The sequence below is a fragment of the Streptomyces sp. NBC_00620 genome (assembly GCF_026341825.1).
In the GTDB taxonomy this organism is placed as follows: domain Bacteria; phylum Actinomycetota; class Actinomycetes; order Streptomycetales; family Streptomycetaceae; genus Streptomyces.
In genome coordinates this window covers 1732547-1746068 of sequence record NZ_JAPENY010000001.1, presented here as the reverse complement: position 1 = coordinate 1746068, position 13522 = coordinate 1732547, and the positions used below count along the sequence as shown (strand labels likewise).

The 13522-nt window shown below is 70.5% G+C and carries 12 protein-coding genes; 5 read left to right on the top strand and 7 right to left on the bottom strand.

The genetic code is table 11. The features are described 5' to 3' along the window. Positions 1 to 104: 104 nt before the first annotated feature. Positions 105 to 1805 (bottom strand): lysyl oxidase family protein, encoded by a 1701-nt coding sequence (locus tag OG246_RS07935; RefSeq protein WP_266457857.1) that lies wholly within the window; start codon positions 1803 to 1805, stop codon positions 105 to 107. A 375-nt stretch (positions 1806 to 2180) separates the two neighbouring features. On the opposite strand from OG246_RS07935, the gene OG246_RS07930 reads away from it, so the two are divergent. Further along, entirely contained in the window at positions 2181 to 4088 is a 1908-nt protein-coding gene (locus OG246_RS07930; protein WP_266457854.1) for a serine/threonine-protein kinase, read from the top strand. Here the strand turns inward: OG246_RS07930 and OG246_RS07925 are convergent. Next, positions 4075 to 4440: a nuclear transport factor 2 family protein gene (locus OG246_RS07925; RefSeq protein ID WP_266457851.1), complete on the bottom strand. Its 366-nt coding sequence runs from the start codon at positions 4438 to 4440 to the stop codon at positions 4075 to 4077. The genes OG246_RS07930 and OG246_RS07925 overlap by 14 nt on opposite strands. Before the next feature lie 68 nt (positions 4441 to 4508). On the opposite strand from OG246_RS07925, the gene OG246_RS07920 reads away from it, so the two are divergent. Further along, positions 4509 to 5027, top strand: coding sequence for a helix-turn-helix domain-containing protein (locus OG246_RS07920; protein WP_266457848.1), 519 nt, complete (start codon positions 4509 to 4511; stop codon positions 5025 to 5027). Here the strand turns inward: OG246_RS07920 and OG246_RS07915 are convergent. Then, complete coding sequence (locus OG246_RS07915; protein ID WP_266463964.1) at positions 5017 to 5472, bottom strand: DUF5707 domain-containing protein; 456 nt, start codon at positions 5470 to 5472, stop codon at positions 5017 to 5019. The genes OG246_RS07920 and OG246_RS07915 overlap by 11 nt on opposite strands. A gap of 342 nt (positions 5473 to 5814) precedes the next feature. Between OG246_RS07915 and OG246_RS07910 the strand changes: the two genes are divergently transcribed. From OG246_RS07910 to OG246_RS07900, 3 genes are read left to right on the top strand one after another with little or no spacing between them, the layout of a single operon-like run. Further along, positions 5815 to 8184: a histidine kinase gene (locus tag OG246_RS07910; RefSeq protein ID WP_266457845.1), complete on the top strand. Its 2370-nt coding sequence runs from the start codon at positions 5815 to 5817 to the stop codon at positions 8182 to 8184. Further along, positions 8181 to 8864 (top strand): response regulator transcription factor, encoded by a 684-nt coding sequence (locus OG246_RS07905; protein WP_266457842.1) that lies wholly within the window; start codon positions 8181 to 8183, stop codon positions 8862 to 8864. Before OG246_RS07910 ends, OG246_RS07905 begins: the two co-directional genes overlap by 4 nt. 31 nt (positions 8865 to 8895) lie before the next feature. Further along, a complete protein-coding gene (locus OG246_RS07900) occupies positions 8896 to 9213 on the top strand; it encodes an SCO4225 family membrane protein (RefSeq protein ID WP_266457840.1) in 318 nt (105 codons plus the stop codon). A gap of 64 nt (positions 9214 to 9277) precedes the next feature. On the opposite strand, the gene OG246_RS07895 is transcribed toward OG246_RS07900, so the two are convergent. The 4 genes from OG246_RS07895 to OG246_RS07880 form a co-directional block, all read right to left on the bottom strand. Continuing rightward, positions 9278 to 10375, bottom strand: coding sequence for a CU044_5270 family protein (locus OG246_RS07895; protein WP_266457838.1), 1098 nt, complete (start codon positions 10373 to 10375; stop codon positions 9278 to 9280). Continuing rightward, on the bottom strand, positions 10372 to 11070 hold the full coding sequence (locus tag OG246_RS07890) for an RNA polymerase sigma factor (protein ID WP_266457837.1): 699 nt from the start codon (positions 11068 to 11070) through the stop codon (positions 10372 to 10374). Before OG246_RS07890 ends, OG246_RS07895 begins: the two co-directional genes overlap by 4 nt. 187 nt (positions 11071 to 11257) lie before the next feature. Further along, positions 11258 to 12505, bottom strand: coding sequence for a YncE family protein (locus OG246_RS07885; RefSeq protein WP_266457836.1), 1248 nt, complete (start codon positions 12503 to 12505; stop codon positions 11258 to 11260). 368 nt (positions 12506 to 12873) lie between these two features. Beyond that, the gene (locus OG246_RS07880; RefSeq protein ID WP_266457835.1) at positions 12874 to 13452 is read right to left on the bottom strand and encodes a hypothetical protein; all 579 of its coding nucleotides are present in this window, start codon (positions 13450 to 13452) and stop codon (positions 12874 to 12876) included. Positions 13453 to 13522: the final 70 nt, after the last annotated feature.

Below are 13522 nucleotides of genomic sequence, written 5' to 3'. Positions count from 1 at the left end.
GAAGTCGCCGGTGGGCAGGCTGTGCCCGGGGGCCGAACCCCTGGAGCCCGTGCGGCGGACATGCCGGGGGCCCAGGGGTACGGCCGTCTCCTACGGGGTGTCTCCTACGGGGTGTTGATCAGGTCGTACGGCGGAACGGTCACCGTGCGTGCGCCCGGCTCACCGCCGAGGATGACCTTGCGCAGCGAGACGTTGTTGCTGGTGCTGGTCTCCTGGAGCCGCTTCTCGGGGTTGGCGATCACCTGGATGTAGTACGTGCCGTTCGCCAGGCCGGTGACGTCGAAGGACTGGCCGGGACGGTACTGGGTGTACGTGTCACCGGAGCCGACGTCGAGGACCTCGCGGACGGAGATCGAGTTCTGCTGACCGCAGGCGGTCGACAGATCGGTGTTGTACGGGTGCCAGTTGGCGTTCTTCACCGTGTAGTCGACCGCGTCGGTGTTGGCCAGGCAGAACGCCTCCTTGCCGCTGCGCACCTCCTTGGTCTGGTCCTCGCTCAGCAGCCGGTAGCTCGCGAAGTCCGTGAAGTGCCAGTGCTCGTGGCCCTCCCGCGGGTCCCACTCCATGGTGCCGCTGGGCGTGTAGCCGACCTGCTTGCCCGCGGTGTCGTAGAAGTACTGGTAGGAGTCCATCAGGTCCTTGCCGGGACTGCGGAAGCCGTCCACGACGAGCGGGGCGGGACCGGCGTTCCAGACGTTGGCGCTGAAGGCGAGATAGTCCTTGCCGGGAACGTCCCCGTCCTCGCCGTCGGTGATGGCGATGTCCCAGGCGGGCAGCGAACGCAGGTCCGGCTTGGGCACGTTGGCAGGGACGCCCGCCCGGCCGGTGGGCCGCGCGGTGCTCGCCTTCAGCCCGGGTGCGATGCGCGAGCCGTCGGTGTGCCCGGTCCCGTCCCCCAAGTGGTGTGCCAGGCCGCGGTCTTCGAGGGCGTGCGACAGGGCGGACGGGGTGGGTGCGTCGGCGCCGCGGGGGCCGTAGTGGTGACCCGCGGCCGAGCCGAGCGCGGAGGTGTTGTGGGCGGAGTGCGCGTCGTGCCCGCCGCTGTGCTGTGCGGAGGACAGGGTGGACGGGGCCGCTCCTTCCCCACCTCCGCCACCGACCTGACGTACCGTCACCTTGATGGTCGGCTGGTCGTCGGGAATGCCGAACAGGTCGCGGTACTTCTTCGCGACCGCGACCTTGGCGGTGTACTCGCCCGCGGGCAGGTCCACGGGTGTGTCGTAGTCGACCGTGCTGGAGTTGGACGCCCAGCCCTTCTCGACGCCCCACACCGAGCCCAGCGTGAACGGGTTGGTGGGGCAGCTCTCCGGGTACTTCGAGGTCGCCGGTGCGTCCGGACGGATCCGGCCGGAGGCGTTGTTCGGGCAGAAGGTGCCCTTGCTCGTCGACACCTCCTCGCCGGCCGCGTTCTTGATCGACACCTCGAGGAAGCCGGGCAGGCCGGAGAAGTCCTTCACCAGGCCGGCGGGCAGTGTCTTGGTCTGCGTACTGCTTCCGTTGCGGATGATCTGCTGGGCGACGACAGGGTCCTTGTACGACTTCCGGGTCACCTTGAACTCGAGGGGCACGTCGTCCACCGTGACGTACGTACCGAGGTCCAGATAGACGCCCGGCTCCCCCTCCCAGCGGTCGAGCGTCACGGAGTTCGACGCGGCGATCAGTTTGAGCTTCGGCTTGGCTGCCGTGCTGTCCGCGGCCTGCCCTGCCCCGGGGGCGGCCCCGGCTCCGGCGACAACGACGGTGAGTGCGGCTCCTGTGGCGAGCGCCGAACGCTTTAAGCGACTTCTGTGTTGCTGACTGGTCATCGGTTCCTCGTCTGCGAGTGCCGTGGTCAACGGCATCGGACTGGACAGCCCACGGCCGGCCGACGGTATGTGCGCACCCCACGCGCCCGAGGGCCGAAACTGTGAGCAATCTGTGAGACGGGTGAAGCCTGTGTCCGGGTTGCCTGGTGGGAGGGAACTTGGCCCGATTACGTGACTCGTCACCCGACCAAGGGACCCCCAAGTGGCGTGATCCATTGGGTCGTTGTGTGTGCGGAGACCGTGATCCCGGTGCGCTGTGGGGGTTCTGGGCGGGTCCGCCCCAAGTCCTGTGAAGCGGATCACTGTTGAGTGCCCGCTGAGTACACTCCGTCACCGTGTGGCAGGACCACGTGCGAGTGGGCGAGGAGTGGCGGGGTGCTGGTTACGCCGGAGGCCGGGGACAGGATCGCGGGCCGGTATCTCTTGCAGGAGCCCATCGGCAGAGGCGGGATGGGTGTCGTCTGGCGGGCCTGGGACGAGCGGCTCGAGCGGTGGGTCGCGGTCAAGTGCGCGCGCCTGGACGACGACCGGGCCGCACAGCGGCTGATGGGCGAGGCGCGCAACGCCGGGCGGCTGCACCACCCGAACATCGTGGGCGTCTTCGACTTCGTCGACGAGGGCGCCACCTGCTGGATCGTCATGGAGTACGTGCCCTCGCGCAGCCTCGCGCAGATCCTCAACGAGCGCGGCCCGATCGCACCCGAGGAGGCCGGGTCGATCGGCTGCCAGATCGCGGACGCGTTGACGAAGTCCCACGGCGAGGGCGTGGTGCACGGCGATGTGACACCGGAGAACATCCTCGTCACCGAAGAAGGCGTCGCGAGACTGACCGACTTCGGGATCTCCCGGGCCCTGTGGAGCGACGCCACGCAGACCGCGACGGGCAGTGTGCGCGGCAAGCCCCGGTATCTGGCCCCCGAGGTGGCCAGGGGGCAGCCCGCGGGCGAGAAGGCCGACGTGTTCTCGCTGGGCGCCTCCCTGTTCGCGGCGGTGGAGGGCCGGTCTCCGTACGGGGAGGCCGAGCACCTCATGACGTATCTGGCCCGGGCCGTCGAGGGGCACATCGAGCCCGCGCACCGGGCCGGCCCGCTGACCGAGCCGCTCACCGCGCTGCTCGAGGTGGAACCCCGACGCAGGCCTGACGCCGCCAGGGCACGGAAGCTGCTGACGCGCGCCGCCCCGCCGCCCCCGCACCTGCAGGAGCAGCTGCACGAAAGCCGCACGCTGGACCTATCCGCCTTCACGCTCCAACTGCCGCGTGCCGTACGCCGTCGCCGCCGCCCCCTGACGATCACGGCGGTGGCGCTGGCGCTGGCGGGTGCGCTCACGGCCGGCCTCGTCCTCTACGGGCCGTGGGCCTCGAAAGGCGAGGACGACGCACACGCCGTGGCCGACGCGAAACCCCCGGCCACGGCGAAGGCCGGCGCCATGGGGGACGACCGTACGGCCGACCCCTGCAAACTGCTCGACGCCGCCTCGCTGAGCCGCTTCGGCGGCACCGAACTGGACCCGGACTACGGGGAGATCGACAGATGTGACGTCCTGGTGCACAACAGCAGCGGTGACGACAACGCCGACGTCCAGGTCAACCTCGACGCGGACCAGGACACGTTCGACGGCGACCTGTCCACCCGGCTGGTCGGCAACATCACTGTCGTGACACTCCGGCGCGAGGGGAACGCCTGCCGGCGGGCCGTCATGACCGCCGACCGCAAGCAGATCCGGATCATCGGGAAGCAGCTCGCCGAACAGTCGCCCGACCCGTGCGAACTCGCCGACGCCGCAACCGATCACGTGGTCGGCGTGCTGGACGACGGCCCGGTACCCCGGCGTTCGTCGGCGCCGGCCGCGAACTCACTGGCCCGGGTCGACGCCTGCAAGCTGCTCGACGCCACCGCGCTCGAGCGCCTTCCCGGCGTCGAGGCGGGAAACCAGGACCGCGGCTTCGGCTCCTGGAACTGCGACTGGTCGAGCGACGACGGCGAACGCGAGGTGGAGATCCAGTTCAGCCGCGACAACGAACTGGCGGACGACGGCGAGCGGGTGGACGTCTCCGGGACGACCGGCTACGCCATCGCGGACGAGGCCGAGGACGACAGCTGCACCGTACGGACGCCGCACCGGACCTACACGAACTCCGTCGGCGACCACACCATCGAGTTGTTCCAACTGACCGTGTACGCCCCGCAGCCGACGAAGCAACTGTGCGACACCGCCACGGAGTTCGCGGCCACCGTCAAGCGGAACATCGCGAAGCAACTGCCGGGGCTCACGGCCCGATGACCAGGCGTCCGATGGCATCGCCGTGCAGCGCGAACCGGTACTGCAGGTCGACGGTGCCGCCGGGGAAGTCGCCTTCGAGGTGGTGCACGGCGACATAGTGGGTCGCGCCGGTCCGCTGGGCCCCGGTGAGTTCGATGGTGTACGTGAACTCGGTCGCGGAGCGGTTCAGCCACTCCTCGATCGCCGCGACGCCCTGGTACGTACGGCCGTCGTCGATCACCGTGGCGTCATCGGTGAACGAGGTGACCGCGGTGGCGGTGTCGTGGGCGCGGTGCGCCTTCAGATAGCGGGTGATCACCTCGGGCAGCGCGTCCGGGGTGATGGTCAGGGGCTGGTCCTGGTTCTGGTTCATGACGATCTCCTCCCTCGGTTACTGCTAAAATAGAAGCTACTAACTTCGACTTTAGCAGTAACTGGGAGATGGTCACGGTGGCGAGTCGCATCAGGCTGGAGGACCGGGAATGCCCGCTGTCCACCACCGTGCAGCACGTCGGTGAGTGGTGGACGCTGCTGATCCTCCACGACGCCTTCGACGGCTACACCCGCTTCGACCAGTTCCAGGAGAGCCTGGGCATCTCCTCCAGCATGCTCACGACCCGCCTGAAGACCCTCGTGACGGACGGCCTGCTGGAGCGTCGGCCGTACCAGACGAACCCCGTCCGCCACGAGTACGTACTGACCGACCTGGGCCGCTCCCTGCGCCCGGTCATCGTGGCCCTCGCCGCCTGGGGCAACTCCCGCCTCGCGCCGGAGGAACGCAGCATGATCCTCGTCGACGCGAACAGCGGCGAAGAGGTCGAGCCCACGGTCGTCGATGCCGGCACCGGCCGCCGCCTCGACGACAGCGACGCGTACGTCTTCACGGCGGGCCCGGCCGCGAGCCCGGCGATGCGCGACCGCTACGCCGGGCCCGGCCGAAGCGGGCGGGTCAGCGGGTGACGTTGAAGCGGGCGGTCATGGAATCGAACTTCGTGTCGCCGTCCTTGGCCGTCGCGAGCGCCGAGATGTACCAGGTGCCCTGGTCCAGTTCGGCCGCCTCCTTCTTCGTGACCTTCAGCGTGTAGGTGCAGCGGGACGTCTCGTCCGAGGTGCTCTTGCACTTGGCGCTTTCCCCGTGCTGAAGGTCCGCCTCGGTCAGGCCGAGCGCCGAACCCGCGGGCCACGGGATGACCTTGAGACCCTTGATGCCCGAGTCGTCACTCACGTCCGTGGTGAAGGTGAGCGAGCCCGCCTTGCTGCCGGACGGAGCGACGTAGCGGGCCGAGCTGTTCTCCAAGGTGGGCTTCGTGGCGGCAGAGGCCGAGGCGATGGCGAGGCCGCCGGCGGTTATTCCGCCGATGACGGCAATGCCGACGAGCGACGACACGACAATGCGCTTGGACATGGGCTTGGACATGGGAGTTCCCCCTGAATTCGTTGGGAGCAGGTGCGGTGCACCTGCGGAATGGAACGGGAAAGCGATACCGGAAAAGCCTGTAAGAAACCGCTGGTGGAGCCGGTGGTCGATCACTTTCTCGGTCGCTTTCTCGATGTGTTCGAGACTAGGGCCCGGGGCATTGCGCCGTCCTCGGGCTGCGGGACGATTACCGCGTTGAACCAGGGGTGGAGAACGCTGCCGAACCGTCCTCCGACCGGGCGCCGCCGCATCTATAACCCAGGTAAGAGAACGGAATCCGCCTTCAGCCGGACACCGCCCGCGTACCCGCGCCCATAGCCTGGTTCCGTCATGAATCGAACCGACGACCGGCTGCTCCCGGTCCTGCTGATCTGCGCCCAGGCCCTGGTGTGGCCCGGGGCGGCGCTGCTGCGCGGGTCCGTCCCCTCCGCGTCCGCCCTGCTCGTGGCGGCCCTGGTCGCCGGACCGGTGACGGCCGCGCTCGCGCTGCGCCGTACCCGCCCGGTGACCACCCTCGTCCTCGTCGCGGCCGCATGTGCGGTCGGCGCCGGGCCGCTGCCCACCGGGGCGATGGCGGTACTCGGCACCGCGGGTGTCGCGCTGGCCCTGTTCACGGTGGCGACCGAACGCGACACCTTCACCGCCGTGTTGTGCGTGGTTGCGCTCGTCGCCTGGCAGCTTCTGCAGGGCCTCAGCCTGCACGGCCTCAGCGACCGGAACGGACTCGACCTCGTCCTGACCGCTCTGCTGTACGCCGTCGCGTGCGGCGCCGGCCTGCTCGTACGGCGGACCCGTCGCGCGCGACAGACGGCCGAACTCCTCCTGAAGCGGGCCGAGACCGAGCGCCACCGGCTCCCGGCGGTCGAACGGCGCCGTATGGAAAGGGAGTTGCACGACGTCAGCGCCCACCATCTGACGGCCGTGGTCGTCACGGCGGGCGCGGCGCTCGGACTGCGCGACCGTCGCCCCGAACTGGCCGCCGAGGCACTGGAGTTCGCGGTCGGGACCGGCCGCGAGGTGACCCGCGCACTCGGCGCCGTACGGGCCCCGGCACCCTCGCGGGAGGACCTGCCCTCGCCGGAGGACCGGCTCCTCGACCTGGTCGCGGGGTTCCGTCGCCTCGATCAGCAGGTGGACTGCGAGATCGACCCCCTGCCGGACGGCGCCCTCGCGGACGCGGCGTACGGCATCGTGCGCGAGGCGCTGACCAACGTGGCCCGGCACGCCCCCGGTGCGCAGACGACGGTGCGGTGCCGGTACGGCGACACCCGCACGGACGTCGTCGTCACCAGCGCGGCGCCGCCGGAGGGTTCGACGGCGCACGGCGCCGGCCTGGGCGGGGGACGCGGCCAGGGCTTCCTGCGGTCCCGGGCACGGGAGGCGGGCGGCACCCTGCACAGCGGCCCGACGGCGGACGGCGGCTGGGAGGTGCGCGCGGTCCTGCCCGGCCGGACCGCCGCCCCGGCGGAGCGGTCCGTCCCGCGGAGCTACCGCGTGGCCCAGCTGACAGCCGCCGTCGGCCTGGTCCTGCAGCCGCTGCTCCCGGTGCTGGTGATCCGGGCGGAGACGGCGTCGAGCAGTTCGCATGTGTCGGCGGGCGTGCTGTTCGCCCTGCTGGCGGCGGCACAGGCGGTCGCGCTGCTGTGGCTGCGCAGGGCACCCCGCACGGCTTACGGCGTCCTGCTGGGCCTGGCCCTGCTGTGGCCGGTGGCGATGGCGGTGGGCGACTACAGCGGGCCGGTCGTCCTGCCACCGGCGCTGAGCATGCTCGCCACCTGTGCGGCCCTCGCGGCGGAGGCGGCTCGTAAGGCAGCGCCCCGTACGACAGGGCCCCGAAAGGGGCGCGGGGAACTGCGCGACCAGCCCCCACGGACCCGCAGTGTTACGACTGCTCTCCGCGCGGAGCGCATCGCTGCTGTGGTCGTGCACACGGCCGCCCTGACCGTCGCCGTTCTCGACCGCGGCACGACGGTCCCCGCCTGGGCGGTCGCCGCGTCGGCCACGGCCGGGGCGTCCCTGGCGGTCGGGGCGGCCTGGTGGGGCGGCATCCTGCGCGGACGGCGCGACCTGGCCGCCCGGGGTGTGCGGGAGGAACAGCTCGCCACCTGGACCGGGGAAGCCGTCCGCGACGCGTGGGCCGAGCGGCGCCGGATCGCCGCGGGCCTCGAGACCACCGTGCTGGCCCGCACCGCCGACATGGTCGCGCAGGCGGAGGCGGGCCGGCTCGACGAGACCGCCGAACGCGCCCGCGAGGCCCTGGCCGCGATGCGCGCCCTCCTCGACGCGGTCCGCGAGGGTGAGGGCGAGACAGGGCCCGAACTGCGCCCGCAGCCCACCCTCCAGGCCCTCGACCTGCTCGCCCACCAGTCCCGGGCCACCGGCCGCGAGGTGGAGATACGGCTGACCGACCGCGTACCGGAACACCTGCCCACCGCCGTGGACCTGGCCGCCTATCACGCCGCCGAGACGGTGCTCGCGGCCGGTGGCGAGGAGCCCGCGGTGCTCGAACTCGACGTGCACGACGGTACGTTGACGCTCACGGCCACCGGGGTTCCGAGGGCCGCCCGTCCCGCCGTACGGGAGCGTCTTGCGGCCCGGGTCGCGGCTCTCGGCGGCACCTTGACCAATGATCGGCCGGGTACGGTCTGCCTCCGGCTGCCTCTCGCGGCAGCGCCGGAGAGCGAGGAGAGCGCACGATGAGCCTCAAGGTGCTGGTCGTCGACGACCAGGGCATCGTACGGGCGGGGTTCGCCGCGGTGATCGACGCCGAGGAGGACATGACGGTCGTCGGTGAGGCCGCCGACGGAGTGGCCGCGGTACGTCTCGCCGCGGAGCTGGCCCCCGACGTGATCGTCATGGACGTACGGATGCCCGAACTCGACGGCATCGCCGCCACCCGCATCATCACGGGCCGGGAGAACGCGCCCCGGGTCCTGGTCCTGACCACCTTCGACCTCGACGCGTACGTCTTCGACGCGCTGCGCGCCGGTGCCTCCGGCTTCCTGCTCAAGGACGTGCACGCCTCCGAACTGCTGCACGGCATCCGGGTGGTGGCCACCGGAGAGAGTGTGCTCGCCCCGTCCGCGACCCGCCGCCTCATCGGCCACTACGCGTCCCGGGCGGCCACCGGGACCCGGGCCGGGAGCGGCCCCCGCGAGCTGGACACCCTGACCGGCAGCCAGCGCAACGTGCTCTCCCTGGTCGCGTCCGGTCTCAACAACACGGAGATCGCCGGGGAACTCGGCATCACCGTCGGCACCGTGAAGTCCCATGTGAACGCGCTGCTGCGCAAGTTGGGCCTGCGCGACCGCGTACAGGCGACGATCCTCGCGTACGACCTCGGCCTGGCCCGCCCGAACCCGCCCGGCACCCACCTCTGACGTCCCCACCCACATTCGAGGAGCCCACCCCGTGACCGGTACCGATTCCGGCCGAACCCTCCCGCGCCGGCTGCGCCACGCGCTCGGCGAGGTCGCCGCCCTCATCTACCTCGCGGCCTGCGCCGCCCTGCTCGTGTGGGCGCTCGTGGTGAACGCCCGCGACAGCTCGGACGAGTCCATGGCCGGAGTCGTCCCACTCCTCGCCACCGCCCCCGGCAGCTTCGTACTGTTCGTGCTGCCGGACGGCGCCGCCATGGGCCTCCTCGCCGTGGTTGTCGGCGCGCTGGTCAACGCCACGGTCATCGGCTGGTGCGCCCGCGCACTGCGCCGCGGCAACAGCCGGGACTAGAAACCCCCCGGGTCAAGGACCCGGGGGGTTTCTTCGTTACCCGGCTGGTGGGGGTACGGGCGTGTCAGCCGGTCTGCGACGGGGTCTGCTTCATGTCGTCGACGATGGCCCGGTTCATGATGGCGCTGGTGTAGACCACCGTGCCGGGTGTGATCAGTCCGTCCGTGCCGCCGTTCTTGCGCACCTGGACGGTGCGGTCGCCGAGGAAGACATGGCTCTTCTTGTCGAAGATCCATTCCTCGCGCTGGCCGCTGGTCTCGTCGAGCCGGGCCACCGCCACCCCGTGCCGCCCTGCCGCGTCCACCGCGTCGTCGACGACGACGACGCCCGGGATCTTCGCGGCGGCCTCGAAGAGGGCCGAGTAGAGCTCCGCCGGCGGGTAACTCTCGCCGAGCAGGTCACCGATGGTGCTGAAGGCCTGCTGGTCAGGGGTGTTTCCCTGGCCCTTGGTCTCCTTGTAGATCTTGGCGAGGAGTGCGTCGGGGTCGGTGGGCAGCTTGGTGAGGTAGTCGTACGACGGAGCGCCGAGATGCGCCGTCGGGGTGTTGCCCTGCTCGTCGGGCAGGGTCAGGGTCTCGCCCTCGGGGCCGTCGTTGACCGCGGGGTCGATCAGCCAGCCCTCGACGCCGTCCGCGGACTCCCAGATCTGACGCTTGTGCAGTTCATGGCTGGCCAGGGAGGACTTGTCGTTGACGGTCTTGATGAAGGTGTCGGCCGTCTTGGACTCGATGTAGACGTACTGGCCGGGCTTGACGTCCGGGTGGGAGGTGTCGGCCGCCGCGAGCGAGATCTGGTCGAGCAGCTGGGGCAGGCCACTGGTGCTCGCGGTTCCGATCTCCGTGGTCAGGGCCGGTCCGGTGGCGACGCCGCCGTCCCTGACCCCGCCGCCGTCGGGGCCCAGCACGGAGGCCAGGACGACCGCCCCCGCGGCGGCCGCGACCATCGCGGGCAGTGCGAACGCCGGACGCGGCAGCTGGAACCGTCGTGCCTTGGCAGGGGTCGCGGTACGGGAGTCCTGCTGCTGCGTGTCGTGGATCTGGGCCATCAGACGCTCCTTGTGGAACTGGTGACGGCCCGTAGGCAGGTCTCGCGCTGTCCGGGACAGGAGCTCATCGCTCTCGTCCCACTCTGCCGGGCTCTGCCGGGACGTGTTCGCGTTCATCGGTTTCCTTCCTGTGCGGGCCGGATCGCGTTTGCGTGATCGCCTCTTATCTGTCGGGCGGGGAGTCCGACTTCCCGTTTCTCGCGAACTTTCTTGCGCGCTGTTTCCGTTGCGGGGCGCGACAGTTCGGTGGCCGGACGGAGCGACTGGGCCGGCGGGCGGGCCAGTTCGGCCTCGGCCAGCGCACGCAGCTTCCTGCGGGCCCGGGACAGCCGGGAGGCGACCGTGCCGACCGGGATGCCGAGCGCTTCCGCCGCGGCCTCGTAGTCCAGGCCCTCGCCCAGGCAGAGCGCGATGACCTCGCGCTCCGGTCTGCGCAGTTTGGCGAGGGCGCTGAGGGCGGTGGCGAGACGCCGGCGGTCGTCGACCCGGCCGGCCACCTCGTCGGCGTGGTCGGGCATCGACATCTCGGCCGCGGCGGCGGCGTTGGCGGCGGCCCGGTAGCGGCGGTTGCTCCGGTGCTGGTTGCGCGCGGTGTTGGTGGCGATCCCCAGCAGCCAGGGCCGCAGGGAGCCGCCCTCGGGGTCGACCCTGTCGCGCAGCCGCCACGCCTCCATGAAGGTCGCGGCCATCACGTCCTCGGCCGTCGACCAGTCGGCGGTCAGCCGGAAGGCATGGTTGTAGACGGCGCGGGCGTAGCTGTCGAAAAGCTCCGCGAACGCGCTCGAATCCCCGGCCCGTACCCGGGTACGCATATGAGTGCTCACCTCAATGAGCTGTCCGGCACCCCACACCGACTTCCCGTGACCTGCGTCACAACGTCACACCCGACGCCTGATGTGTCATCCGAAGCGGCAGCAGGCGAGATGCTCCCACGCAAAGCGCCCGGCCGGGAAACCCCGGCCGGGCGCCTTTTCGAACTGCTCGCGGCCCGGAAGGGACTCAGTCGGAGGTGATGTCGACCGTGACCGAGCCGTAGGCGTAGGCGTGCCGCGCGTCGCCGTAGTACTGGACGGTGTACTGGACATTGCCCTTGGCCCTGGGACAGTCGGTGTAACTGAACGTTCCGTCGGCGGCGACGGGCGCGGACCCGATCAGCGTGCCCTCACCTGCCAGGGGGTCGTCGAGCCGCCAGATGTCGACGGTGCTTGTGGTGCTGAACCCCACGGGTGCTTCGAGCTTTCCGGTGAGGGTGAGGTCCTGGTTCCGGGGGGACGAGGCGGGCGCCTGCACGGTGACGGTGGTGGCGACCTGCGGGTGGTTCAGGACCTGCAGCGTCAGGGACGAGGAGCCGCTGTCCTTGGTGACCGCGAAGATCCGGCCGGCGTCCGGAGTCCAGGCGAGACCACCGGGCTGGAGGGTGGTGGTGGCGTAGGGGGACGGCGCCGGGAAGTCCCAGGTCTTGTACGCCGTGGAGTCGCCCGGTGCGAACAGGTGGACGTCGGGCTCGGAGGCGCCGTCGACGCCCGCGGCGATCGTGCCGTCGGGGGCGATGGCCACCGCGTCGGGGTAGTGGCTGGTGGTGTACCGGCCGTCGTCCGCCAGGTCGGCGGTGCGGAACGCCTGGTGGTAGTAGGGCGAGGCGCAGGCGACGACGACCCGCGCGGCGTCCGGCGTCAGGGCGAGGTCCTGGAGGCTCGCGCACCCGTCAGGACCCGGAGCGACGCGCATCGCCTGAGCGTTGGCCTGGCCCGTACTCACGTCGTACACGGCCAGGGCGGCGTTGTTGCCGTCGGACTCGGCGGCGACGAGGGTGTCCGGATGCTCCGGCGTGGCGGCCAGGCGGGGCGAGCCGCGGAACAGGTCGGGGCCCTGGCCCAGGGCGACGACCGGCTGCGGGCCGCTCAGGTCGAGGGAGCCGAGGGCACCGTGCCAGATGTCGGTGCTGTAGCCGAACCAGAGCTTTCCGCCGGCTGACGCGAGGGAGGTCGGGCCGGCGTAGGCGCCCGCGCCGGTTCCGGTGTCGTACCGGGCGGTCTCCTGCAGGGTCGCGGTGTCGATCGCGGCGATCGCGCCGGCGTCGCGGAGTGCCACGTACAGCGTGCTGGAGTCGCTGGAAAGCGCGAACCCCCAGGCGCCGTCCTCACCGCTGATCAGCTTCACGACCTGGCCGCTGTAGTCCGTCACCAGGACGTTGTCACCGAACGGGTCGCTGAGGAAGACCTGTTGATGGGCTGCGTCGACAGCCATGTCGCGATACGAACTGATCGGCAGTGCGGTGCTGGTGTCCGCGGCTGCCGGGGTCGTCCCGAAGCCCGTGGTCGTTCCGAGGCCGAGGAGCGAGAGGCTCAGGGCAGCGGAGAGTGCTGCTCTTTCTGCGAACTGTCTTATGCGCACGTGTTCGGCCGCTTCCTTCAGTGGGACGTCTGCGGGTGAGCCGCAAAAGGCAGTACGAGCAGAGCGGTTGGGTGCTCTGCTCGTACTGCCACTGTCTTGATCGACAGGCGGCACTCATCCAGCGCACAGTCCCGGCCGGACGTCACACCCGGCGGATCGCGGATCGCGAGTGTGCTTCAGATGTCCGGGGAAGGCTCCGCGTCAGTGCCGGACCTCAGGCGTCACTTCGAGCTGGTGGCCGTGAAGTCGTAGGTGCGGACGCCCGTGCCGTCCTCGTCCCAGTTGAGCCGCAGAGCGCCGTCGGCGTACGCGGTCTTGCTCCCGACCTTCTTCTTGATCGTGGACGAGGTCCACGAACCGTTGCCCGCGCCGTTCATGGCGGCCAGCTTGCCCTGGATGTCGAAGTCCTTCTTGACCAGGACGGTGTCCGCGCCGGCGTCGGCGTGCTTGAGATAGAGCCGGAATCCGGCGCTGTCGAAGACTTCAGCCAGGTTGTCGGTGGATCCGGAGTACCACGGAGGAGCGTCCCACTTCACCGTGGCCTTGGCGTAGACGTAACTGCCGGACCGGGCCACGCAGTTCGTGACTGTGAAGTCCCAGTTGTCGCCCCAGGGACCGGAGTACCCCGCGTCGTCGATGGTCTTGGAGCTGCTCTTGCACGTCCAGCTCAAGGCCGACGCCGGGGAGACGGCCAGTGCCGAAACGCCCGCGACGGTGACGCCGACCAGCGCGACCGACATGGCCTTCCTGCCCGCGGACGAGCGCCGTGCAGACGGTATTCGGCGCAGATTCAGCTTCATGTGTTCCCTCGTTGTTTGGTGTTGGTTCCTGCTCCTGTGAGGAGCGGAACGATCACCCTACAAGATCTTC